Genomic DNA, 23,418 nt, shown 5'->3' with positions numbered 1-23,418 from the left:
GCTCCGCGAGGCTGTCATGAACACATCTCTATCCGAGCTTGAACTTCAAGAGATGGAAGCCCGAGTTGCCGCGGCCCAGACCGGCCCGTGGAAATCGTGGGTCGAGGGCCGGGATTTTTCTGGAGGATCGAATTTCATCCAAACCGGCCAAGGACCGGATAGAGGTGAAGACATCGAAATGACTGGCGCGACGATTGCCGACCAGGATTTCATTGCCGCCGCTCGCCAGGACATCCCTCGCCTGATCGCCGAAGTCCGCAGGCTACGTGGAATTGCTAATCGCACGAATTGAATTCGTGGTCGTTTTTCGACAATCCTGCCGACTCTTCTGCCCTACCCCACCCACTTCTCATAATCGGACACCAGCAGGTGCAGCGGTGCTGTGTCCTCGTCGATGTCCGCGAAGCGGCCGATCGGCTCGCGGAAGACGTTGTCGGTGAGATCGTCGTTGACGGTCGAAACCTCGCCGATCAGCACGTCCTTGCCCTCGGCCCAGAAGGCGTGCCAGACGCCCGGCAGCAAAGTGACGCTCTGGCCTGGGTCGAGCTTCAGCAGTCCACCCGCAGGCAGCCTGTGAATGGTTCCGTCGACAGGCACGGTCACTTCGGCCTTCGGATCGATGCCGCCATCGCGATCATGCATGAACAGCTCCAGCACCAGCTTGCCGCCGCCGCGGTTGATGATGTCCTCGGCCTTGATGTTGTGGCGATGCATCGGCGACAGCTGATCCTTGCGCGAGATCATGATCTTTTCGGCATAGAGCATGCCCATGCCCTTCTTCATGTCCTCGTAGCGGCCGTTGCGAACGGTGAACAGGAACAGGCCGAGCTCGTCGAATTTCTCCTGGCCGTAGTCGGTGATGTCCCAGCCAAGCCGCGACGAGAAGATTGCCGACGAATCCTGCCGGCGCGCCTTCATCTCTTCCGGCGACCAGTAGGCGAAGGGCGGCATGATGTAGCCGAACGAGCGGATGAAGGCGTCGGCGTCGCGGATGATGTCGTTGATGGCGGAGCGTTTCATGATCGTGGTTCCTTCCCGTCGCTTTGCGAGCGCTAGAACGGTTCATCGTTTCACGGAAACGCCGAACCGCTCTATCTTTTTTTGGACGCAATTCCGGACGGAAAACCGTTTCACACTTTTCCTGGAATTGCTCAAACCGCAATAGCCGAACGTCCATCCGGTGTCGATGCAAACTGCTGTCGCTGGCCCCATGACATGCGGTCCGATCAGGGCCATAAGGTCAACCAACTTTCCGATGGTGAGACCATGCGCAGCATAGACGACCTCGATACGCCGGCGATCCTGATCGATGCCGGCCGCGCCGAAGCCAATATCGCGCGGGCGCAGGCCCATGCCGACCGGCACGGGCTGAAGCTCAGGCCGCACATCAAGACCCACAAACTGCCCTACTGGGCAAAGAAGCAGATCGCGGCCGGCGCCGTCGGCATCACCTGCCAGAAGATCGGCGAGGCCGAGGTCATGGCCGACGCCGGACTGACCGACATCTTTCTGCCCTACAATATCCTCGGGCGGGCCAAGCTGGAGCGCCTCAAGGCGCTGCACGGCCGCGTAACCCTGTCGGTGACAACGGACAGCATGGACACGCTCACGGGACTTGCCGCCACCTTTACCGATCCCGGCCACCGCCTGCCGGTGCTGGTCGAATGCGACACCGGCATGGGCCGCTGCGGTGTGCAGTCGGCCGGCGAGGCAGTCGCGCTGGCGAGCGAGATCGACAAGGTCCGGGGGCTCGTCTTCGGCGGCTTGATGACCTACCCGGGGGCTGGCCGCGCCGCCGAGACCGAGGCGTGGCTCGCCGATGCGCAGCAAGCACTTGCCGCAGCCGGCCTTGCTTGCGAGCGCATCTCCAGCGGCGGCACACCCGATATGTGGCGTTCCGGCGAGCACAGCGTCGTTACCGAATACCGGCCCGGCACCTACATCTATCTCGACCGCTACCAGGTCGCCAAAGGCGTCGGCAGCCTCGACGATTGCGCACTGACGGTGCTGTCGACGGTGGTCAGCCACCCAACGCCGACACGCGCCATCCTCGACGCCGGCAGCAAGGCCCTGTCCAGCGACACACTGGGGCTCGCCGATTTCGGCGAGCTGCTGGGCATTTCAGGCGCAAGGGTGACCAGCCTCAGCGAAGAGCACGGCAACGTCACGCTGTCAGGCGGCGCCGAGCTTCGCATCGGCGAGCGCGTGCGCGTCGTGCCCGACCATTGCTGCGTCGTCACCAACCTGTTCGACGAGGTGCATCTGATCGAAGGCGACAAGGTGCTGGAAACGCTGCCGGTGGCAGCACGCGGGCGGATGGGGTGAGTCCAGCTGGAGCGCGTGCGCTTCAGGTACAAAATCCTTCAAACGCTAGAGGGACAGCGCCCCCCTCTGGCCTGCCGGCCATCTCCCCCTCAAGGGGGGAGATCGGTAGCTTCGCCGGTAGCGCCTCTCTTTCAACATTCGCGATTGGCGAAACGATACGTGACATTCAATCTCCCCCCTTGAGGGGGAGATGTCCGGCAGGACAGAGGGGGGCGCGAAGGAACTCGACGAAGATCAGCTAGCCTGTCTCGCGGCAACCCGGCGCATCGAAATGACGCGGCGGCGGAGGATTTCCGTGCGCATCGCCGTTAGGTGCAGCGCGAAGAACAGCACGGTGAAGCCGAGTGCCATCACCAGCAATGGCCACAACAGGCTTGGATCGATGGTCGGGCCGCCGAGCCGGAACACCGACGCCGGCTGATGCAGCGTGTTCCACCAGTCGACCGAAAATTTGATGATCGGAATGTTGATGAAGCCGACCAGGGTGATGATGGCGGCGGCCCAGGCGGCACGCCCGGCATCGTCGAGCGCGCGGGTCAGCGCGATGATGCCGAGATACATCAGGAACAGGATGAAGACCGAGGTCAGCCGCGCGTCCCACACCCACCAGGTGCCCCACATCGGCTTGCCCCAGATCGAACCGGTGATCAGTGCAAGGGCGGTGAAGACGGCGCCGATAGGTGCCGCCGATTTCAGCGCCACGTCGGCCAGCGGATGGCGCCAGACCAGCGTGCCCAGTGCCGCGACCGCCATCAGCGTGTAGCACATCATGGCAAGCCAGGCGAAAGGCACGTGGATATACATGATGCGCACGGTGATGCCTTGCTGGAAGTCCTCGGGCGCCGTGAAGCTCATGTAGAGGCCGACAGCGAGGATGATGGCGGCAACGCTCACCAGCCACGGCACGACCTTGTCGGCCAGCCCGACGAACCGCGTCGGGTTGGCAAGGTCCATCCAGCCGGAGAGGCGTGAAGTCGTGTCGCTCATGCCGCCTTACATAGACCGCCGGCGCAGTTGCGGCAACCGCAGCGGCGGTACGTCTTCCCTTCTCCCCTTGCTGCGGGAGAAGGTGGATCGGCGCGTAGCGACGAGCCGGATGAGGGATGCTGGACGGAGTGAGGCGCCAATGATCGCCGTGCGCCGACGTCTGGATTTTGGATGAAGATTTGCGCCAAGCCGGAGCATCCCTCATCCGACCTCGCTTCGCGAGGCCACCTTCTCCCACGAGGGGAGAAGGCAAGCCGCGCTGCTCAAGCGGCTTCGTTCACCGGACGGCTGAGGCGGCGGACCTCCTCGTCGTTGAGCAGGCCGCCGGCGCGCAGCAGGCTGGCGAAGCGACCGTTGCGCAGCGACAGTTCGGTGAACCCGCCCATCTCGACCACCCGGCCCTTGTCCATGAACACGACCAGATCGGCGTCGCGAACGGTGGTCAGGCGGTGGGCGATGATGAAGGTGGTGCGGCCGCGCCGCAATTCGTCGATGGCGTCCTTGACGCGGTCTTCCGTCTCGACGTCGAGCGCGCTGGTCGCCTCGTCGAGAACCAGGATGGGCGCGTCCTTCAGCACGGCGCGGGCGATCGCGATGCGCTGGCGCTCGCCACCGGACAGCTGTCCGCCGCGTTCGCCGACGACCGTGTCGTAGCCCTCGCACTTTGACAGGATGAAATCCTGCGCGGCGGCGGCATTGGCCGCGGCATGGACCTCGTCATAGGTCGCCTCCGCGCGGCCGACGCGGATGTTGTCCTCGATCGAGCGGTTGAGCAGGCCGGCATCCTGGAAGACGGTGGCGATCGAATGGCGCAGCGACTTGCGGGTCACCGTGCGGGTGTCGATGCCGTCGATCAGGATACGGCCGCTGGACGGGGTGAAGACGCGCTGCAGAAGGTTGATGAGCGTCGTCTTGCCGGCGCCCGTCGGGCCGACGATGGCGACGGTCTGGCCGGCCTGGACCTCGAACGACGCGTCGTCGACGCCCTGCCCGGAATTACCGAACTCGAAGCAGACATTCTCGAAACGCACATGACCCGTGACGTTGACGAGGTCGCGCAGCCCGTCGGGCTCGGCGGCATCAGAAGCGGAGTCTTCGAGATGATAGAATTCCTCGAGCTTGGCGCGCGCTTCGGAAATCTGGTTGGCAAAAGCCGACATCTGGTCGAGCCGGGCAATCAGCAGCGTGGCAAAGCCGGTAAAGGCTATGACGTCGCCGATGCGCAACTGGCCGTGCGTCACCAGGTAGGCGCCAATCAGAAGCACCACCATCATCGAAATCGTCGACGACAGGCGATGCAGCGCGTTGGCCATTGCCCACCAGTCGAGCACGGGGTTCTGCACATCGAGCAGATTCTTGACGTAGCGCTTCAGCGCCTCGGTCTCGTGGCCGATGCGGTTGTAGCTCTGCAGGACGGCGACGTTGCTGACCGAGTCGGTCACATGCGCAAACACCTTGTGGTAGTGACGCTCCACGGCCGCTTGGCCTTCCTTGGTGCGCCGCATCACCAGCCGTCCGATGCCGACATAGAGCGCGCCAAGCGCCAGCAGCACCATCGACATGCGGATATCCATGCTGAGCGCCGTGGGCACCAGCAGAACCAACGCGACCGCTGTCGACAGGTGCTGCCGCATGAATTCGAGCCAGAGGCTGAACAGGGTCTCGACTGCCCGCAGAAGCGTGTGCAGGGAATTGGAGGTGCCGCGCTGATGATGCCAGGCAAGCGGCATGGTGATGACGCGCTCGAACGACTGGCAAAGAACCTCGCTGCGCCGCTGGTGGGCAAAGCGATCAGCGCCGCGCGCCACCAGAACGAAGGCGACGATATTGAAAGCGCCGATGCCGGCCCACATTGCGAGCGTCGAGAACACCGAGCCGCGGTCCGAAATGGCATCGATCACCCGGCCGAACATGATCGGCTCGAGAATGGCGATAATGGCAAGCGCGACATTCGCCCCGCAGATAAACGCAACGCGTTTCCTGTCGGCAGCGAGATAACCGAGCGCTCGCCAGTAGATTTGCAGAAGTGACACTTCAGCTACTCCGCCAATTATTTATGGTGCAGTGCGTCATTTTTGACTCGTACCGGTTGACGCGTCGCAAAACAATGCTCGTCTAGCTCTTCCGTTCCCATTCCGCGAACAAAAGATGACGACGCTTCGAAATTTGCCGTGATCGTCTAACAGTTTGAGATAAAAGGTGAAATGTCAGCGTTGCGGCAAAATCATGGCAGCTGGAAAGCACTGCCACAATTTTAATCAGCAAGACCCTGGGCACGACGTCTAAAGTCGTGTGCAGGCATTCAGCAAGGTCAAACGCAAATATAACCGGTAGAGGCACTTGGAGCGCCCGTGCGTGCCCTGGGAACGCTAAGTGACGCTCCAAGCCCTTGAATCTAGGCCGGTATTCTGACGACCACCTCGGCACTATCTCCGGCTTTTGGCTCGAAGGACGAAGATTTGGTCTTCGTGCCATTCACTTCAAGTGAGATGGCCCGGGCCTTTTTGTCGCGGACGACGCGTACCTTGATCTCGGCGCCCAGCATCTTCAGAGTTGCCGAATAGCCGTCCCAATGGCTAGGAAGTCTCGGCGTGAACTGGAGGCGCTGTCCGCGGCGCTCTATGCCGAGAATGCTCTCGACCGCGGCGCGATAAAGCCAGCCCGCCGACCCGGTATACCAGGTCCAGCCGCCGCGGCCGCCCTTGTCTTGCCCGGAATAAACGTCGGCCGCGACGACGTAAGGTTCCACCCGGTAGCGCTCTGCCGCGGCTTCATCGAGCGCATGGTAGACCGGATTGAGCATCGAAAGGCAGCGGTAGGCATCGTCGGTGCGACCCATCTCGGCGAGCGCAATGACGAACCATGTTGCGGCGTGCGTGTATTGGCCGCCGTTTTCACGGACCCCCGGCGGATAGCTCTTGATGTAGCCCGGGTCCTTTTCCGTCTTCGAGAAGGGCGGGGTGAACAGTTTGGCGATCTTGAGGTCGTCGTCGACGAGCGCTTTCATCGCCTGCGCCATTGCCGTGGTCGACCGCGCCGGGTCGCCCTCGCCCGAAAGCACGCTCCAGGACTGGGCGATCGAGTCGATCTTGCACTCGTCCGACTTGCGCGAGCCGAGCGGCGTGCCGTCGTCGAAGCTGCCGCGCCGATACCACTCGCCATCCCAGGCGGTGCTTTCCAGCGCCCGCTTCAGCACCTCGGCGTGCTTCGTCCAGGCCTGCACGCGCTTGGCATCGCGCTCCGCCTTGGCGACAGCGGCAAAGTCGCCCAGCGTCTTCAGCAGGAACCAGCCCAGCCATACGCTCTCGCCCTTGCCGTGCTCGCCGACGCGGTTCATGCCGTCGTTCCAGTCGCCACCGAGGATCAGCGGCAGCCCGGCTGGGCTGCTGCGCTTGACGGCAAGATCGAGCGCCCGCGCGCAATGGTCATAGAGCGAGGCTGTCTTCTTCGAGATTTCCGGGATGAAGAAAGCATCGTGCTCGCCTTCGCCCAGCGCCTGCCCTTCGATGAACGGCAGTTGCTCCTTCAGGATCGCGGTGTCGCCGGTCACCAGCAGGTAACGGGCCGTGGCGTGGGCCAGCCAGACCACGTCGTCCGAGATCATGGTGCGGACGCCGGCCTCGGTGCGCGGCAGCCACCAATGCTGCACGTCGCCTTCGGGAAATTGCCGCCGCGCCGCGTTGAGGATCTGATCGCGCGCCAGCTTGGGGTCATGGGCCAGCAAGGCCAAGGTGTCCTGCAACTGATCCCGGAAGCCGAAGGCACCGCTCGCCTGATAGAACGCAGAGCGGGCACGGATGCGGCAGGCCAGGCTCTGATAGGGCAGCCAGTGATTGACCATGGCGTCGAGGGCCTTGTCCGGCGTCTCGACCTGGATGGTGTCGAGAAAGCCGCGCCATGTGCGCTCGTTGTCGGCCAGCCGCTGATCGAAATCCCTGGAGCGATGGGTCTGCACCAGCGCGCTGGCCGCCTCGGGCGAGGCCGCGTCGCCGAGCAGCCAGAGCAGCGTGACGTCGCCGCCGGCAGCGATGTCGATGTCGCGTGCAATGGCCGCGCAGGGATCGTCGCCGGCCTCGACACGGCCGGACAGGCCGGCGCCGCTCAGCACGGCATGCGGAAACTCGCTCGTGCCTTGCCTGCCGATGAACTCGCCGCGATCGGCGGTGACCGAATGCACAGCACCGTCGGCGGCCAGAAAGGCGATCCGCTCGCCGAAATCGAGCCCATAGGGATTTTTCGCCAGCAATGCGCCGGTTGCGGCATCCCTCGACGGAACGATGCTTGCAGCGGTGCGCGAGCGATGGCCGCCAAGAACCCATTCCGCATAGGCGTAGACGCGCAGCCGCATCGGCACCGAACCCGAATTCTGGATGCGCAGCCGCGATATCTTCACCGGATCGACGGGATCGACGACATGGGTCAGGTCCATCGACAGCGGCCCGCGTTTTGAGCGGAGCGTCGAAAAACCCTGCCCGTGCCAGGTTTCGTAGGTCATTGTCGGATCACGCACCACGGCAGCCATTGGCGAGAACGCCCTGCCACTGGCGTGATCGTAGATGTAGATGCCCTCGCCCGGCCGGTTGGTGACCGGATCGTTCGACCATGGCGTCAACTGATAGTCGCGGCTGTTGCGGCTCCAGGTGAAGGCAGCGCCTTCAGCCGAAATGTGGAACCCGAACGATGGGTTGGAGATGACGTTGATCCACGGCTGCGGCGTCGTGCGCCGGCCGGCAAGACGCACGACGTAGTGGCGTCCGTCGCCGTCGAAGCCGCCGAAACCGTTCCATTGGTCGAGCCCGCTGCCGTCGACGCGGCCCTCGATCAGTGCCTGGGCGGCAGATGCTTGCGACGTCGGCACCGGCAAGGACGGCTCGCGAAGCGCTGCAAGGTCTGCCGGCTGGAGGGCGGCGTCCCGCGCCTGCAGTGCCGCGGCCTCGGCGCGCTCGATCTGGTCGAAGATGGTGCCGTTGCGCGTATGCAGCACCACCCGAGCGACGGCGAGCAAGGTCCTGTAGGTCGTTTCCTCCATCAGATCGCGGCGCACCGCGAAGATGTGCTGGCGGGGTCCGAGCTCCTTGCCGCGCAATCGGCTGTTTTCGCACAGCGTCTCCACCGCGCGCTGCAGGTCCTGCACGTAGGATGACGCCTGCTCGTTGACGACGACAAAATCGATCATCATGCCGCGGGCGCGCATGTATTCCTGGAAGCGAAGCGCCTGGGCGACAATCTCCAGATCGGCGACATCGGCGATCCTGACCAGGAAAATCGGAAAATCGCCGGATATGCTGGTCGGCCACAGGCTGGACTGCCTGCCGAGCCCGGAGACGATGGATTCGCCCGGAAGGCGCAGGAACGGATCGGGATAGATCAGATAGCGCGCCAGCTTCTGCACATTGGCGGCGTCGGACAGGCTGAGGCCAAGGTGCCGGGTCTGCACCTGCGAGCGCGTCCAGGCGAGCATCGCCTGGCGGGCGAAGCTTTCGGGATGGTCGAGCCGTGCGATGGCGGCATCCAATTCGGCGCGATGGGTACCGACGACGGTCCAGAACGTCAGCGAAATCTTCTTGTTGGCCGGCACGCGCACCTGCCGGCGAAGCGATGCGATCGGATCCAGGGTGAAGCCGGAATGGCCGCCAAGCTTGGCGCCGGGATCAAAGGCAGCCGCTTCGGTGATGGTGCGGCCGCGGCCGATGAAGGCGCGCCTGTCGGTTTCCGCCTCGGCGTCTCGCGCCGATCCAGACGGGTCGGTGACGAAATGCACGATGGTGACGTCGGGTTCGTCCTTTTCGCGCTTGCGCCTGGTGGCGAAGATCGCGCCGTTGTTCGGCGCGATCTCGGTTTCCACGAACATCTTCGAAAAAGCCGGATGGGCATTATCCGAGGGCTCGGAGCCCAGCACCAGTTCGGCAAACGAGGTTACCTCGATATGCCGGTCGGCCGGGCCATCATTGTGGAGCGTCACCCGTCGGCCCTCACCATTGCCTTCCGAGATGACGATGCACTCGACTTCCGAACGCAGCGATCCAATCGATTTGACGAAGCTCGCCTTGTCGTCGGAGAACAGTGTCTGCGCACGCTCGCCGGCGGCGCGCTTCGGCTCGGCGGTGGCCGACCACCAGTCGCCGTTGCTGGCGTCGCGCAGGAAAATATAGGAACCAAGGCGGTCCTCGGTCGGATCCGGCTGCCAGCGCGTGACGGCAAGTTCGCCCCAGCGGCTGTACCCGGAGCCGGTGGCGGTCACCATGACCGAATAGCGGCCATTGGACATGACACTGGTCGAGCGGAGCGCCCTGAGCGGATCGAGCACGATGCGGGTATCCGGGCTTTCCAGCTCGGTCTCGTCCTTCGAGCGCTCGTCGGCCTCGGTCCTGACGGTCGCAGTCGGGATGTCGCGCGGCGCCCTTTCCTGCAGCAGCAATTCGGCCGACTCGATCACCGGATCGCTGTGGAAGCGGTCGCGCAGGCGCCCTTCGAAGATCGCATCGGCAACTGCCGCAATCGACATGCCGGAGTGGTGGGCCATGTAGTTGAGCACGACGGCATGGTCGGTGCCCTCGGGGACGCGTTGCGGCGTGAAATCCACCGCGTCATAAAAACCGTGCCGGCCCAGTGCGCCCAGCCGCCTCAGCCTGGCCAGGTTCTGGACGGATTCATGCGGCGTGAACTGCGCTGCGAGCACGGTCGCGTAAGGCGCGATCACCGTGTTTTGGCCAAGGCCGCGCTTCAGGCCGAGCCCGGGCACGCCGAAATTGGTGTACTGATAGGTCAGTTCACGGTCGCGGGCGTTGTAGGCCGCTTCCGAAATCCCCCAGGGAACGTTCTTCGAACGGCCATACTGGATCTGGCGCTTGATGATGAGCTTGCTGGTCTGGTTGAGAATGCTGCCTTGCGGCTCCTTCATCACCAGTGGCGGCATCAGATATTCGAACATCGAGCCGGACCAGGACATCAGTGCGCCCTGGAAGCCGATCTCGACGATCGGCCGGCCGAGCCGAAACCAGTGCTCGGTCGGCAAATCGCCCTTGGCGATGGCGAACAGGCTGGTCAGCCGCGCCTCGGAGGCCAAAAGGTCGTAGCAGCTTTCGTCGAGCTGATGCTCCTCGACCCGGTAACCGATCGACAGGAGCTTGCGTTCGGGCCGCATCAGGAACGAGAAATCCATCTCGAAGGCGAAACGGCGCGTGCGCTCGCGCAAGGTCAGAAGCTTGGCCCGCAACGCCGCGACTGCGTTTTCATCGCTGTGCGCGTCGTGCACATGCGCCTCGCAGGTGGCTTCGAGCCTGGCCGCCCAATCGGCGATGGTGTCGCTCTGGGTCGACGCGGCCTCGGTGTGGATGGCTGTCGCGAGCTTGCGTATCTCGCCGGCCAGGACGGCCAGGTTGATGGTACGGATCGACGCCATCTCCGGCTGTGCCTTGATCAATTCGACCGCCCGCCGCATGCCGTCGAGACGGTCGGCGAGCCGCTGGCGCAAGGGCCGCAATTGACGCCGGTCGTCGGGCAGTTCCTCAAGGCTTTCGTCGAGGATGGTGACGGTGTCGAGGATGCCTTCGAAGTCGCCCTGCACATGCACCGACGGCGCTTCGGCCCATTCGGCGCAGGCAGCGGCCACGGCCACCAGATGGCCGGCGAGATTGCCGCTGTCGACCGCCGAAATGTACAGCGGGTAGAGCGGCTTCAGGGTCGTCGTGTCATACCAGTTGAAGAGATGGCCGCGGTCGCGCGGCATGCTCTCGATGGTCGACATGGTCGCGTCGATGCGGTTGACGGCGTCGGAGAGGCTGATCCAGCCGAAATCGCGTGCCGAAATCACCGACAGCAGGTAGACGCCGATATTGGTCGGCGAGGTGCGGGGCGCCACCACGGGGGCCGGGCTTTCCTGGAAATTATCCGGCGGCAGATTGTGATGCTCGGCCGTCACGAAGGTCTCGAAATAGTGCCATGTACGCCGCGCCACGGTGCGCAGCGCGTGGATGTCGGCGGCCGATATGCGCAGGCGGTCCTCGGTTTCGGCCGAACGGCTGATCCAGCAGGCGATGGCGGGCGAGCCGATCCAGAACAAGGCAAAGAAGAAGGCGACGAAGGCGCCGGTGGAATCGGCCAGCACCGGGACAGCGAGGCCGACGACGCCGATGATCACCGCGCCGTACATGATGCTGTAGTAGGAGCCGAGATCGTTGTCGCCGCCCTTGTGTGCCTGCGAGGCGGTGCGCCATTCGAGCAGGTTCTGGCGGCTGACGAACAGGCGGTAGAGCGTGCGGATGATCGCGTCGCCCATCATCCAGGCAAGATGCGCCATCAGCACGATCTTCAGCGCCACCAGGGCAGTGCCGAAGGCAACGTCGCGTGCCAGTGCCGAGAAATGGCCGCGCGGCGTCTGGTCGCCGCTCTTCGGCAGGATGGCGTCGACGATGTCGAAAGTGGGCGCCATGAACAGCGTGAGGATCAGCAGCGCCTGCCATTGGGCGGCCTGCGTGAAGGGCAGCAGCGTCCAGCCGGCGATCGCGGCCATCACCCAGAAGATCGGCGTCACCGAGCGGCGCAGATTGTCCACCATCTTCCAGCGCGACAGCGCCGGCACGTTTGAGCGCGGGCCAAGAATGAAGCCCAGAAGCTGCCAGTCGCCGCGTGCCCAGCGATGGTGGCGCGACGCGTCGACCGAATAGCGGGTCGGATAGTCCTCGACCAGTTCGACGTCGGTGACCAAGGCCGAGCGCGCCAGGGCGCCTTCGAGCAGATCATGGCTGAGGATGGTGTTTTCCTCGATGCGGCCCTTCAACGCCGCCTCGAAGGCGTCGACATGGTAAAGACCCTTGCCGGTGAAGGAACCGTCGCCGAAGATGTCCTGGTAGAGGTCCGACACGGCAAAGACGTACGGATCGAGCCCGCGATTGGCGGAAAAGACACGCTGAAAGAACGATGCCTCGTCGCCACTGGTCAGCGACGCGGTGATACGCGGCTGCAGGATGGAATAACCTGCCGTAACCTGGCGCCGTGCGACATCGAAATGCGGACGGTTGAGCGGGTGGCAAAGCTTGCCGGCCAGCGCAGCGACGGCGTCGCGGGTGGTGCGGGTGTCGGCGTCCAGCGTCATCACGTGGACGACGCTCTCCGGCAATGGCACTTCCAGCGGCAGGAAGGTGGTGTCGCTGTCGCCGCGCAGCAGAAGGTTCAATTCGTGCAGCTTGCCGCGCTTGCGCTCCCAGCCCATCCAGACGCCTTGCGATGCGTTGTAGAGCCGGCGCCGATGCAGCAGATAAAAGCGCGGCGCCCCTTCCGAGGGATAGCGGGCGTTCAGCCTGGCGATTTCGGCGCGGGCGAATTCGAGGATTTCGACATCCGCCGTATCGATCTCGGTCTTCGAGTCCGGCCAGTCGGAAAGCAGCGCGAAATAGACTTCGCCCGCCGTGTTGGCGAGGTGATGCACCTCGATGTTGCGGATGTTCTCCTCGACATCGTCGCGCGAGCCGATCAGCGACGGCACCACCACCAGCGTGCGCGCCTCGGGCGGCACACCGTGCCTGAAATCATAGCCGATGAGACGCGTCGGCTTCAAAAACAGCGAGACGACGGTGTTGAAGAATGCGAGCGCGCCTTCGCTGGCCGGCACCGCGAACAGGGCCAGCATCAGGACGATCGACGGCACCGACAGGCCGAGATTGGCAAGCGCATTGCCGGAAACGACCAGAAGCAGGACCGTCAGCGCAAACACCGGCACGACGATGCCCAGCCATCCGGTCTTGCGGAAGGTCCGGTTGAGCGTCTTGCCGATGGTCGGCCGGTAGCCGATCGACCGCTCGAGCTCCTGCCGGCGCGGGCCGACCAGAAAGAAGCCGACGTCGGTGTGAGCGATCGGACCGCTTTCGGAGCCCGGCGCATCGGCAGCATGGCCGGCGAGCTCGATCGCCCTTTCGGCAACGCGAAATTCGGAGAGATCGGAACGGCGCGCCAGCTCCTCGATCGCAGTCCGGTATTGGTCGCGCGAAAAGAAATCGAGCGCGGCGAAATCGGTGCGTTCGCGCAGCAAGGTGTCGATGCGGCTGACGCCCTCGAACCACACCGTCCAGTCGATGTCGTTGATCAGGCGCAGGCCGCGGATGATGTTGCCGGTGGTCACGTTGCCGCTTGACAGCGTGTGGTGCTCGCTGAGGATGATCTCCTCGGCGTCGGAGCCGGTCCTTTCCAGCTCGCCCTCCAACCATTCCAGCGCCCTGCCGGCATTTTGCGAGCCGTCACGCAGCCGGTAGAGCAACTGGGTGGCGAAGGTGGTGTCCTGCGCATGGGCGCTGTAGTGGGAAAGTATCGCCTGCCGGTCGGCGCTGTCGTCCGTCGCCAGCACACGGTCGGCGACCTCGTTGGCGATCTGGCGCAGTTCCCGCGTGCGATTGACGCGGACCGCGATCCGGCGAAGGTTCTCGATCAGGACGAAGCGCAGCAGCGATGGCAGCGCCCATAATTCGCCAATCTTCAGCGGCTCGATGGACTGGAAGCCTTCGACGATCGCCTTGAACATGGCCGACGAGACGGAACTGTCGGAATGGGCGACATAGGTCCACGCGACCGCCAGTGCGCGCGGCACGCTGGATCCATCCGACAGTTTCAGCGTCGGCAACTGGCGGTAGAAGCGGCGCGGCAGGTCGCGCTTGACCTGAAAAATGGTCTCCTCGACCAGGTAGTTGTTGTCGAGCAGCCACTGCGCCGCGGGCGTGATCGTTTCGCCCCTCGCCTGGGCAGCGTTGGTGGAACGGTAGACATCGAGAATTTTCCTGGCGCTGTCGCGGATGCGCGCCTGAAAATCGAAAGGCGTCAGACCGAACAAGTCCTTGGCGTCGCCATTGGCAAGGGCTGCGCCCAAAGCGCGCAGCCGATCTTCCGGCAGGAAATTGGAGCGTATCGGCACGTCGGTGACAGCCGGGAAGCTGGCGCTCGTCTTTTCGATCTGTGCGAGATTGGTCTGGATATTCATCTAAGGTTCCGTGTTGGGGACGCAGTGCGGCGTCACCGCCACGGCAATGTCCCTAAAACCGGTCCAAATGCAATTGGTTGCATCGCAACACTTGGCCGAAAGTTTGTTTCCGCACCACGACAAGATGCCGTCTTTCGACAACTTCCAGGCGGGCACTATGAGCATCGTTTCGGCTTCTGATCGGCGGAAGATTCAGGCTTTTTCGTGATGCAGCGACCAGCTTACGCGATATTTGGCCGGCGTCACGATCATGTTTGGAAACAGACGTTAATCGTTGCCGGCAATGCGGTCGATGCGGATCACGAACAGCATGGCCGGCCGGACCGGATCCAGGCGCAGTTCCGGCGCTTGCGCCCCGAGCAACAGCGCGTCGAGCGGCCCAAGTTGCATGGGCGCCGCGCCGGCCACGCTGAGTTCGCCGTCGACGCACAGGATGAGTGTTTCATCGGCTTCGGCCTGGATCTCCGTCGGAGCCGAAATCAGCAGGCGCTCGACCGTGTGGATCGCCCGGGCGCGGCGGGTCATGACGTTGAGGTCGGTGATCGGACCGGCGATCAGCGTGGCTTGCGTCGGCACGTCGGCCGGAAAGGCAAGCGGTGCGGAAGCCTTGATGATTTCGACCGGTAGCCGGCCGGCGATGTCGAGGATCATGCCCTCGCCTTCCAGCAACGCCAAGGTCCGGTCGACGCCGGCAAATCCGGAAAATGGGCCGCCGCCCTCGACCAGCGCCATCGAGACGCGCCAGTCGAAATCGTCGAGCCCGGCACCTGGCGGCGAGACGGCAATCTCCGTCGTCACCCCGCCGCCGTTCTTCCACGGCATCGAGCGGTATTCGGTTGCCCGAAGGATGCGCAAGGCGCGGCTCAGCCCAAAATGCCGGGCAGGTTGAGCTGGTTCTCCCGGGCGCACTCGATCGCGATGTCATAGCCGGCATCGGCGTGGCGCATGACGCCGGTCGCCGGATCGTTCCACAGAACCCGCTCCAGGCGCTTGGCCGCCTCGGGCGTGCCGTCGGCGACGATGACCATGCCGGCATGCTGCGAAAAGCCCATGCCGACGCCGCCGCCATGGTGCAGCGACACCCAGGTGGCGCCGGACGCCGTGTTGAGCAAGGCATTGAGCAACGGCCAGTCGGAGACGGCATCGGAGCCGTCCTTCATCGCCTCCGTCTCGCGGTTCGGCGAGGCGACCGAGCCGGAATCGAGGTGATCGCGGCCGATGACCACCGGCGCCTTCAGTTCGCCCCTGGCGACCATCTCGTTAAAGGCGAGGCCGAGCCGATGGCGGTCGCCAAGGCCGACCCAGCAGATGCGCGCCGGCAGGCCCTGGAAGGCGATGCGCTCACGCGCCATGTCGAGCCAGTTGTGCAGATGGGTGTTGCCGGGGGTCAGCTCGCGCACCTTGGCGTCGGTCTTGTAGATATCCTCGGGATCGCCGGAAAGCGCTGCCCAGCGGAACGGGCCGATGCCGCGGCAAAACAGCGGACGGATATAGGCCGGCACGAAACCCGGAAAGGCAAAAGCATTCTCGAACCCCTCCTCCTTCGCCACCTGGCGGATGTTGTTGCCGTAGTCGAGCGTCGGCACGCCGGCATTCCAGAACGCCACCATCGCCTCGACATGCTCGCGCATCGACGCGCGGGCAGCTCTTTCAACGGCCTTCGGGTCGGAGGTGCGTTTCTCGCGCCACTCGGCCAGCGACCAGCCCTTGGGCAGATAGCCATTGAGCGGGTCATGCGCCGAGGTCTGGTCGGTGACGATGTCGGGGCGCACGCCGCGCCGCACCAGTTCCGGCAGGATGTCGGCGGCGTTGCCGACCAGGCCAACCGATTTCGCCTCACCGGCTTTGGTCCAGCGCTCGATCTTTTCCAGAGCCTCGTCGAGCGTGTCGGCGCGCTCATCGACATAGCGGGTGCGCAGCCGGAAATCGATGCGGTCGGGATCGCATTCGACGGCCAGGCAGCAGGCGCCGGCCATCACCGCGGCGAGCGGCTGGGCACCGCCCATGCCGCCGAGACCGCCGGTCAGGATCCACTTGCCCCTGAGATTGCCGCCATAGTGCTGGCGGCCGGCCTCGACGAAGGTCTCGTAGGTGCCCTGCACGATGCCTTGCGTGCCGATGTAGATCCACGAGCCGGCCGTCATCTGGCCGTACATCATCAGGCCCTTTCTATCGAGCTCGTTGAATTTCTCCCATGTCGCCCAGTGCGGCACCAGGTTCGAATTGGCGATCAGCACGCGCGGGGCGTCAGGATGAGTGCGGAACACGCCGACCGGCTTGCCCGATTGCACCAACAACGTCTCGTCGTCGCCAAGCGTCTTCAGCGAGGCAACGATGCGGTCGAAATCGTTCCAGGTGCGCGCCGCCCGGCCGATGCCGCCATAGACCACCAACTCGTTGGGGTTTTCGGCGACGTCTGGGTCGAGATTGTTCATCAGCATGCGCAACGGCGCTTCCGTCAGCCAGGTGCGGGCGTTGAGCTCGCTGCCGCGCGGGCTGCGCACTTCACGGATGTTGTGGCGAGGATCGGTCATGATTGTCCCTTTCGAGTGAGGTGCACCGCGCGTCAGCGTTCGGCCCAGGCGATCGCGGTTTCCAGGATCTTCTTCAGCGTGACGCAGATCGGCGCCGCGAATTCGGCCTCGTAAGGCACCGGCCAGTTATCCGGTTCGCCCTTGCCTTCGGGCTCGCGCATGTAGCCGCGGTTGGAGAGTTCCATCTGCAGCGCGTGGACGCCGGCTTGCGGCTGGCCGAAATGGCGCGTGATCCAGCCGCCCTTGAAGCGCCCGTTGACGACGAAGCTCTCGCCGGTTTCGGCGAGGATCTGGCCAACCGTCGCTTGCAGCGTCGGATCGGCGCTCTTGCCGTCATTGGTGCCGAGATTGAAGACCGGCAATTTGCCTTCGAAAAGGCGCGGCAGCACGGAGCGGATCGAATGGCAGTCATAGACGACGACCTTCTCATGCAAAGCGCGCAGCCTGTCGATCTCGGCCTGCAGAGCGGCATGATAGGGTACGAAGAACTTCTCGCGGCGTTCGTCGATCTCCGACTGTCCCGGCTCTTCACCCTTGCGGTAGAGCTGATCGCCGTCAAAGGTCTCTGTCGGGCAGAGCCCAGTCGTCGTCTGGCCGGGATAGAGCGAAACGCCGGACGGATCGCGGTTGACGTCGATAACGGTGCGCGAAATCGCCGTATGCACAACCGTCGCGCCGAGGCTCTCGGCGAAGTCATAAAGCTTGTCGATCCACCAGTCGGCGTCACGGCGGCCGAGCCAGGGCGAGACCAGCCGGCTATCGAGGCCGGCGAGATCGATGCCGGTATGCGGGATCGAAACCAGCAGGGGTGCTGTGCCTTGGGTGACGGTGAGCCAGGAGGGCGAGGTCATAGAAGATTCTCCCGCGTTGGAGCTCTACGGCGCCCCCCTCTGTCCTGCCGGACATCTCCCCCACGAGGGGGGAGATTGGCCGTCAGACCGGCTTTCGCCATTCTCCAACGTTGCAGGACAGAGCGAGGCGCCGCAGCTGCCGATCTCCCCCCTCGTGGGGGAGATGCCCGGCAGGGCAGAGGGGGGCGCGAAGGAACGCGACCTTGCAATCGTCCGGGAACACCGACCTCGCTTTTTGCCGGTCGGAATGCATTTTGTTCTTGCTTTGTGCCGGCAGCTATGCTACTAATTTCAATACAGTGCTGATTCGGCCCGACGACCCGCCTTTGAGGCGGGTTTTTTGTTTCTGGATTTGAAAGTTTCGGTGTTGCCGGGGTGAGGTCGGCGGGACAGCGCCCCCCTCTGTCCTGCCGGACATCTCCCCCTCTAGTGGGGAGATTGGCAGCTTCGGCGCCTCGCTCAGTCCTGCAACGCTGGAGATTGGCGAAAGCCGAGACGACAGCCAATCTCCCCCCTGGAGGGGGAGATGTCCGGCAGGACAGAACGCGACCTGTCACGGTACACCGCCTCATGACGCAACGCCCGGCAGTTTCACCGCACCCGCGGCCTTCACCGCCGCGCCGCTGCGTATCATGGCGATGGCCTTCTCCATGTCGGGGTGGAAGTGCCGGTCGTTGTCGAGATGGGGCACCTCTGCCCTGACCAGCCGGCGCACCGCCTCCAGTGCCGCGCTCGAGGCCAGCGGTGCGTGGAAATCGCAGCCTTGCGCGGCGGCCAGCAATTCGATGCCGATGACGGCCGTCGCATTCTCGACCATGCCGATGAGGCGGCGCGCGCCATGCGCCGCCATCGAGACGTGGTCTTCCTGGTTGGCCGAGGTCGGGATCGAATCGACGCTGGCCGGATAGGCCTTTTGCTTGTTTTCAGAAACCAGTGCTGCCGCCGTGACCTGAGGGATCATGAAACCGGAATTCAGACCCGGCTTGGGCGTGAGAAAGGCCGGCATGCCCGACAGCGCCGGGTCGACCAGCATGGCGATGCGCCGCTCCGACAGCGAGCCGATCTCGCAGACGGCGAGTGCGATCATGTCGGCGGCGAAGGCGACCGGCTCGGCATGGAAATTGCCGCCCGAAAGTGCGGAGTCGTCCTCGGCAAAGATCAGCGGATTGTCGGTGACGCCGTTGGCCTCGGTGCCGAGCGTCTCGGCGGCCTTGCGGAGCACGTCGAGTGCTGCGCCCATCACCTGCGGCTGGCAGCGCAGGCAATACGGATCCTGCACGCGCTCGTCGCCGACGCGGTGCGATTCACGGATGGCGCTGCCGGCCATCAAATTGCGCAACGCCTCGGCCGTCTCGATCTGGCCACGATGTTTCCTGAGCAGATGGATGCGTGGATCGAACGGAGCGTCGGAGCCCTTGGCGGCATCGGTCGACAGCGCGCCGGCGACCAGTGCCGACTGGTAGAGCACTTCCGCCTCGAACAAAGCGGCAAGCGCATAGGCGGTCGAAAACTGGGTACCGTTGAGCAGCGCCAGGCCTTCCTTGGCGCCCAGTGTCACCGGCTCCAGGCCGTGCGAAACGAAGGCGACCTTGGCAGGAAAGCGGCCATGCGGGGTAAAGCACTCGCCGACGCCGATCATCACGGCGGTCATGTGCGACAGCGGCGCAAGGTCGCCGGAAGCGCCGACCGAGCCTTGCGCCGGCACCACGGGGATAACGTCGTTGGCCAGCATCGCCTCGATCAGCTCGATCGTCCGCGGCCGCACGCCGGAGGCGCCCTGTGCCAGGCTGGCCAGCTTCAGCGCCATCATCAGCCGGCAGATTGCGACGGGCATCGGCTCGCCGACGCCGGCGGCATGAGACAGCACGATATTTCGCTGCAACGTTTCCAGATCGGCGGCGGGGATGCGGACGCTGGCCAGCTTGCCGAAGCCGGTATTGATGCCATAGACCGGCTCGCCCTTGGCAACGATCCTGGCGACGGCCTCGGCGCTGGCCTTGATCTTCGGCCGACAGGCATGGTCGAGCCTCAGTGCGGCGCCGCGATAGATGGCGCGCCAATCGGCCAGCGTGGCATTGCCCGGCCTTAGCTTGAGTTCGGTCATTGTCCCCTCCAGATGCGGGCATGCAGCGGGTTGAAGCCCATGCGGTAGACGAGTTCGGCCGGGCGCTCGACGTTCCAGATCGCCAGATCGGCGGATTTTCCGGCCTCCAGCGTGCCGGTCTGTCCAAGCAGCCCGAGCGCGCGGGCAGCCTCGCGGGTAACGCCGGCAAGGCATTCATCGACGGTCAGGCCAAACAATGTCGCGGCCATGTTCATGGTCAGCAGCAGCGAGGTCAGCGGCGACGTGCCGGGATTGTTGTCGGTGGCAACGGCCATCCTGACGCCATGCTGGCGAAACAAGGCGATCGGCGGCTTTTTGGTCTCGCGGATGAAGTAGTAGGCGCCGGGCAGGATGGTCGCCAAGGTTCCGGCCTTCGCCATCGCCGCCGCACCCGCCTCGTCGGTGTATTCGAGGTGGTCGGCCGATAGCGCACCATAGCGCGCCGCAAGTTCGGCGCCATGCAGATTGGACAGCTGGTCCGCATGGAGCTTGACCGGCAGGCCCGCCGCCTTCGCGGCATCGAACACGCGGGCGATCTGCTCCGGCCAAAAGGCAATGCCTTCGCAAAAACCGTCGACGGCATCGGCCAGGCCCTCGGCAGCGACGGCCGGCAAAATCTCGTTGGCGACAAGATCGATAAAGGCGTCCTTGTCGCCTTTTGCTTCGGGCGGCAGTGCATGAGCGCCGAGGAAAGTGGTCCTGACCGTCACCGGCCGCTCACCGCCCAGCCGTCGTGCGGCGCGCAGTGACTTCTGCTCGTTTTCGAGGTCGAGACCGTAGCCGGATTTGATCTCGACGGTGGTGACGCCTTCGGCGATCAGCGCATCGAGGCGCGGCAGCGACTGGGCGACCAGCTCGTCCTCGCTGGCGGCGCGCAGTGCCTTGACCGAGGAAACGATGCCGCCGCCGGCCTTGGCAACCTCTTCATAGCTAGCGCCGGCCAGCCGCATCTCGAATTCATTGGCACGGTTACCGGCGTGGACCAGATGAGTGTGGCAGTCGATCAGGCCGGGCGTGATCCAGCGGCCTTCGCAGTCGATCGCCTCGGCGCCTTTGCTAAGTGCTGCCGGCATGTCGGCTTCCGGCCCAGCATAGACGATCCGGCCGTTGCGCACGGCGATTGCACCGTGCTCGACAACGCCTGACCCGGGGCTGCTTTCGGCCATGGTCGCGAGGCGCGCATTGCGCCAGAGGCGAACCTCCCCTGCCCGGCTTTTGCTCTCTGCAGCCATCATCTTTTCCGTTTCAATAGGTGACGATTATGTATATACATATGAAAAGGCACTGCAAGCGCTATCATCGCACGGCAGACCGGGATTTGGAGAAAAACGTGACAGCAATCTTTGCGGAACAGGCGCTTCTGCCCGACGGCTGGCACAGCAATGTGCGGATCGTCATCTCCGACGGCAGGATCGCCACGGTCGAGGCGAATACCTCGCTCCTGCCTGGCGACGAGCGCCGTGCCATCCTTTTGTCCGGCATGCCGAACCTGCACAGCCATGCCTTCCAGCGCGGCATGGCCGGCCTTGCTGAATTGCGCGGCCCTTCCGCCGACAGTTTCTGGAGCTGGCGCGAGGTGATGTACCGTTTCGCGCTGTCGATGACGCCGGACCAGGTCGAGGCGGTCGCGGCCCAGCTCTATGTCGAGATGCTGGAGGCCGGGTTCTCGCGCGTCGGCGAGTTTCACTATCTCCACCACGACCGTGACGGCCGGCCCTATACTGACATCGCCGAGATGGCGCAGCGCATCGTTGCCGCAGCGTCCGAGACAGGCATCGGGCTGACTTTGCTGCCCGTCTTCTACGCGCATTCCTCTTTCGGCGGCGCTGCGCCAAATGAAGGCCAGCGCCGGTTCATCAACGATGTGAACCAGTTCTCGCGGCTTGTTGAGAAATGCCGCGAATCCATTCGCGCGCTGAATCAAGGCGTCGTGGGCGTCGCCCCGCACAGCCTGCGTGCGGTGACACCGGAGGAACTGGAAAACATCACGGTGATGGCGCCGGAGGGGCCTATCCACATCCACATCGCCGAGCAGATGAAGGAGGTCGAGGACTGCCTTGCCTGGTCCGGGGCGCGGCCGGTCGAATGGCTGCTTGCCAACGCCAAGGTCGACCGGCGCTGGTGTCTCATCCACGCCACCCACATGACTGACACCGAGACGACCGATTTGGCGAAAAGCGGCGCCGTTGCCGGTCTCTGCCCGATCACCGAGGCCAATCTCGGCGACGGCACCTTTGCCGCGTCCTTGTTCATGCAGCATGGCGGCCGCTTCGGCATCGGCTCGGATTCAAACGTACTGATCGGCCTGCCGGACGAGTTGCGGCAGCTCGAATATTCGCAGCGCCTCGCCCACCGCGCCCGCAACGTGCTGGCGGTGGCCGGCGGCTCGACCGGCCGTGCTTTGTTCGATGCCGCGCTCGATGGCGGCAGTGCCGCGCTGGGCGCCGGCCTCTCGCAGATCGCAGCAGGTGCCTCGGCCGATTTCGTCTCGCTCGACGGCAAGCATCCATCGCTGGCCGGCAAGACGGGCGATGCAATCCTTGATGCCTGGATTTTTGCCAACGGCACCAAGGTCGATTGCGTCTGGGTGCATGGCAGGAAACTGGTCAGCGGCGGCATGCACGCCAGGCGCGATGCCATCGCCGAGCGCTTCCGCAAGGTGATAATGGCGCTTTCGGCATGAGCATGATCGGGACAATAAGCGCGGATTCTGGAAGCGCGGACGGCGGCGAGGTTCTTTCGCTGCACCAGCGCATCCTGTCGGACATCAGCGACCGGATCCTGTCGGGTGCCTGGGCGCCCGGCCACCGCATTCCGTTCGAGCATGAACTGACGGCCGAATACAATTGTTCGCGCATGACAGTGAACAAGGCGCTGTCGCAACTGGCCAAGGCCGGGCTGATCGAGCGCCGGCGTCGTTCGGGCAGTTTTGTCCGCCGGCCGCAGTCGCAGGCAGCCGTTCTCGAAATCCACGACATCCGGATCGAGGTCGAGGCACTTGGCCTGCCCTACCGCTATGAGCGCATGGCGCGAGACAGAAGGCGCAGCAGCGCCGACGACCGCGCCCTGCTGGAACTCGACGTCGCCGGGCCGGTGCTGGTGCTGGAATGCCGGCATTTCGCCGGCAAGAGGCCGTTCGCCCACGAGCAGCGGCTGATCAACCTGGCTGCCGTGCCGGAGGCCGCCGAAGAGGCGTTTTTCGACACCGCGCCCGGTCCGTGGCTGATCGGGCGCGTGCCGTGGAGTGCCGCCGAGCATCGCATTCGCGCCGTTGCCGCCGAAAAGCACATCGCGGCGGCGCTCGACATCGAGACCGGTGCGCCGTGCCTGGTGATCGAGCGGCGGACATGGAGCGCCGAGCACCCCGTCACCCACGTCCGGTTCACCTATGCGGCAGAGAACCACACGCTGGTGGCGCGGTTCACGCCGTCAACGGGGTAAACCCTCCCCCTTGAGGGGAGGGTCGCGGAGCAAATTGCCGCATGGCGGCATTTTGTGACGCGGGGTGGGGTCGGTGCGACCTCGCCGCGGGGCCCCCCCCCGGCGGGGGGGGGGGGGGGGGGGGGGGGGGGCGGCGCCGCCGCCCCCGCGCGGGGGGGGGGGGGGGCGGTCGGGCAGGTCGACGGGGGGGGTATAGGAGAGATTGTAGAT

Annotated in this window: 13 protein-coding genes; 4 read left to right on the top strand and 9 right to left on the bottom strand. The window is 64.5% G+C overall.

Features of this window, described 5'->3' with window-relative positions:
* Positions 1–16 precede the first annotated feature (16 nt).
* The gene (locus NKI97_RS10145) at positions 17–292 is read left to right on the top strand and encodes a hypothetical protein (RefSeq protein WP_352449242.1); all 276 of its coding nucleotides are present in this window, start codon (positions 17–19) and stop codon (positions 290–292) included.
* A 41-nt stretch (positions 293–333) separates the two neighbouring features.
* On the opposite strand, the gene NKI97_RS10140 is transcribed toward NKI97_RS10145, so the two are convergent.
* Positions 334–1,020, bottom strand: coding sequence for a D-lyxose/D-mannose family sugar isomerase (locus NKI97_RS10140; protein WP_352750459.1), 687 nt, complete (start codon positions 1,018–1,020; stop codon positions 334–336).
* Between the two features lie 246 nt (positions 1,021–1,266).
* Between NKI97_RS10140 and NKI97_RS10135 the strand changes: the two genes are divergently transcribed.
* Positions 1,267–2,325: a D-TA family PLP-dependent enzyme gene (locus NKI97_RS10135; RefSeq protein ID WP_352750466.1), complete on the top strand. Its 1,059-nt coding sequence runs from the start codon at positions 1,267–1,269 to the stop codon at positions 2,323–2,325.
* Between the two features lie 234 nt (positions 2,326–2,559).
* Here the strand turns inward: NKI97_RS10135 and NKI97_RS10130 are convergent, their stop codons facing one another.
* The 8 genes from NKI97_RS10130 to hutI all read right to left on the bottom strand — a co-directional run bounded on the left by NKI97_RS10130 (position 2,560) and on the right by hutI (position 20,999).
* Complete coding sequence (locus NKI97_RS10130) at positions 2,560–3,312, bottom strand: heme ABC transporter permease (RefSeq protein ID WP_352833863.1); 753 nt, start codon at positions 3,310–3,312, stop codon at positions 2,560–2,562.
* A gap of 263 nt (positions 3,313–3,575) precedes the next feature.
* A complete protein-coding gene (locus NKI97_RS10125) occupies positions 3,576–5,345 on the bottom strand; it encodes a glucan ABC transporter ATP-binding protein/ permease (protein ID WP_023674425.1) in 1,770 nt (589 codons plus the stop codon).
* Positions 5,346–5,707: 362 nt separating this feature from the next.
* Positions 5,708–14,278 (bottom strand): glycoside hydrolase family 94 protein, encoded by an 8,571-nt coding sequence (locus NKI97_RS10120; RefSeq protein ID WP_352833861.1) that lies wholly within the window; start codon positions 14,276–14,278, stop codon positions 5,708–5,710.
* Positions 14,279–14,545: 267 nt separating this feature from the next.
* Positions 14,546–15,133, bottom strand: a complete 588-nt coding sequence (locus NKI97_RS10115; RefSeq protein ID WP_352833858.1) for a HutD/Ves family protein — start codon at positions 15,131–15,133, stop codon at positions 14,546–14,548.
* An 8-nt stretch (positions 15,134–15,141) separates the two neighbouring features.
* Positions 15,142–16,812, bottom strand: coding sequence for a urocanate hydratase (gene hutU / locus NKI97_RS10110; protein WP_352457143.1), 1,671 nt, complete (start codon positions 16,810–16,812; stop codon positions 15,142–15,144).
* Positions 16,813–16,844: 32 nt separating this feature from the next.
* Positions 16,845–17,663 carry an N-formylglutamate deformylase gene (gene hutG / locus NKI97_RS10105; protein WP_352449234.1) on the bottom strand — a complete coding sequence of 273 codons (819 nt, stop codon included), beginning with the start codon at positions 17,661–17,663 and terminating at the stop codon, positions 16,845–16,847.
* A 568-nt stretch (positions 17,664–18,231) separates the two neighbouring features.
* Complete coding sequence (hutH, locus tag NKI97_RS10100; RefSeq protein WP_352449233.1) at positions 18,232–19,767, bottom strand: histidine ammonia-lyase; 1,536 nt, start codon at positions 19,765–19,767, stop codon at positions 18,232–18,234.
* The gene (gene hutI, locus NKI97_RS10095) at positions 19,764–20,999 is read right to left on the bottom strand and encodes an imidazolonepropionase (RefSeq protein ID WP_352449232.1); all 1,236 of its coding nucleotides are present in this window, start codon (positions 20,997–20,999) and stop codon (positions 19,764–19,766) included. Before hutI ends, hutH begins: the two co-directional genes overlap by 4 nt.
* A 98-nt stretch (positions 21,000–21,097) precedes the next feature.
* On the opposite strand from hutI, the gene NKI97_RS10090 reads away from it, so the two are divergent.
* Positions 21,098–22,450 (top strand): formimidoylglutamate deiminase, encoded by a 1,353-nt coding sequence (locus NKI97_RS10090; RefSeq protein WP_352833855.1) that lies wholly within the window; start codon positions 21,098–21,100, stop codon positions 22,448–22,450.
* Positions 22,447–23,208 (top strand): histidine utilization transcriptional repressor HutC, encoded by a 762-nt coding sequence (gene hutC / locus NKI97_RS10085; protein ID WP_352449230.1) that lies wholly within the window; start codon positions 22,447–22,449, stop codon positions 23,206–23,208. The genes NKI97_RS10090 and hutC overlap by 4 nt, the downstream gene beginning before the upstream one ends.
* Positions 23,209–23,418 lie beyond the last annotated feature (210 nt).

This window comes from Mesorhizobium sp. M0296 (genome assembly GCF_040321675.1).
GTDB lineage: Bacteria > Pseudomonadota > Alphaproteobacteria > Rhizobiales > Rhizobiaceae > Mesorhizobium.
The sequence above is the reverse complement of the archived record's forward strand: the minus strand, read 5'-3'. Positions and strand labels throughout refer to the sequence as shown.

Excerpts from the sequence above, each read along its gene's own strand:
- NKI97_RS10145 (WP_352449242.1), top strand. The coding sequence starts at position 17 with ATGAACACATCTCTATCCGAGCTTGAACTTCAAGAGATGGAAGCCCGA.
- NKI97_RS10140 (WP_352750459.1), bottom strand. The coding sequence starts at position 1,020 with ATGAAACGCTCCGCCATCAACGACATCATCCGCGACGCCGACGCCTTC.
- NKI97_RS10135 (WP_352750466.1), top strand. The coding sequence starts at position 1,267 with ATGCGCAGCATAGACGACCTCGATACGCCGGCGATCCTGATCGATGCC.
- NKI97_RS10130 (WP_352833863.1), bottom strand. The coding sequence starts at position 3,312 with ATGAGCGACACGACTTCACGCCTCTCCGGCTGGATGGACCTTGCCAAC.
- NKI97_RS10120 (WP_352833861.1), bottom strand. The coding sequence starts at position 14,278 with ATGAATATCCAGACCAATCTCGCACAGATCGAAAAGACGAGCGCCAGC.
- hutU (WP_352457143.1), bottom strand. The coding sequence starts at position 16,812 with ATGACCGATCCTCGCCACAACATCCGTGAAGTGCGCAGCCCGCGCGGC.
- hutG (WP_352449234.1), bottom strand. The coding sequence starts at position 17,663 with ATGACCTCGCCCTCCTGGCTCACCGTCACCCAAGGCACAGCACCCCTG.
- hutH (WP_352449233.1), bottom strand. The coding sequence starts at position 19,767 with ATGACCGAACTCAAGCTAAGGCCGGGCAATGCCACGCTGGCCGATTGG.
- hutI (WP_352449232.1), bottom strand. The coding sequence starts at position 20,999 with ATGGCTGCAGAGAGCAAAAGCCGGGCAGGGGAGGTTCGCCTCTGGCGC.
- hutC (WP_352449230.1), top strand. The coding sequence starts at position 22,447 with ATGAGCATGATCGGGACAATAAGCGCGGATTCTGGAAGCGCGGACGGC.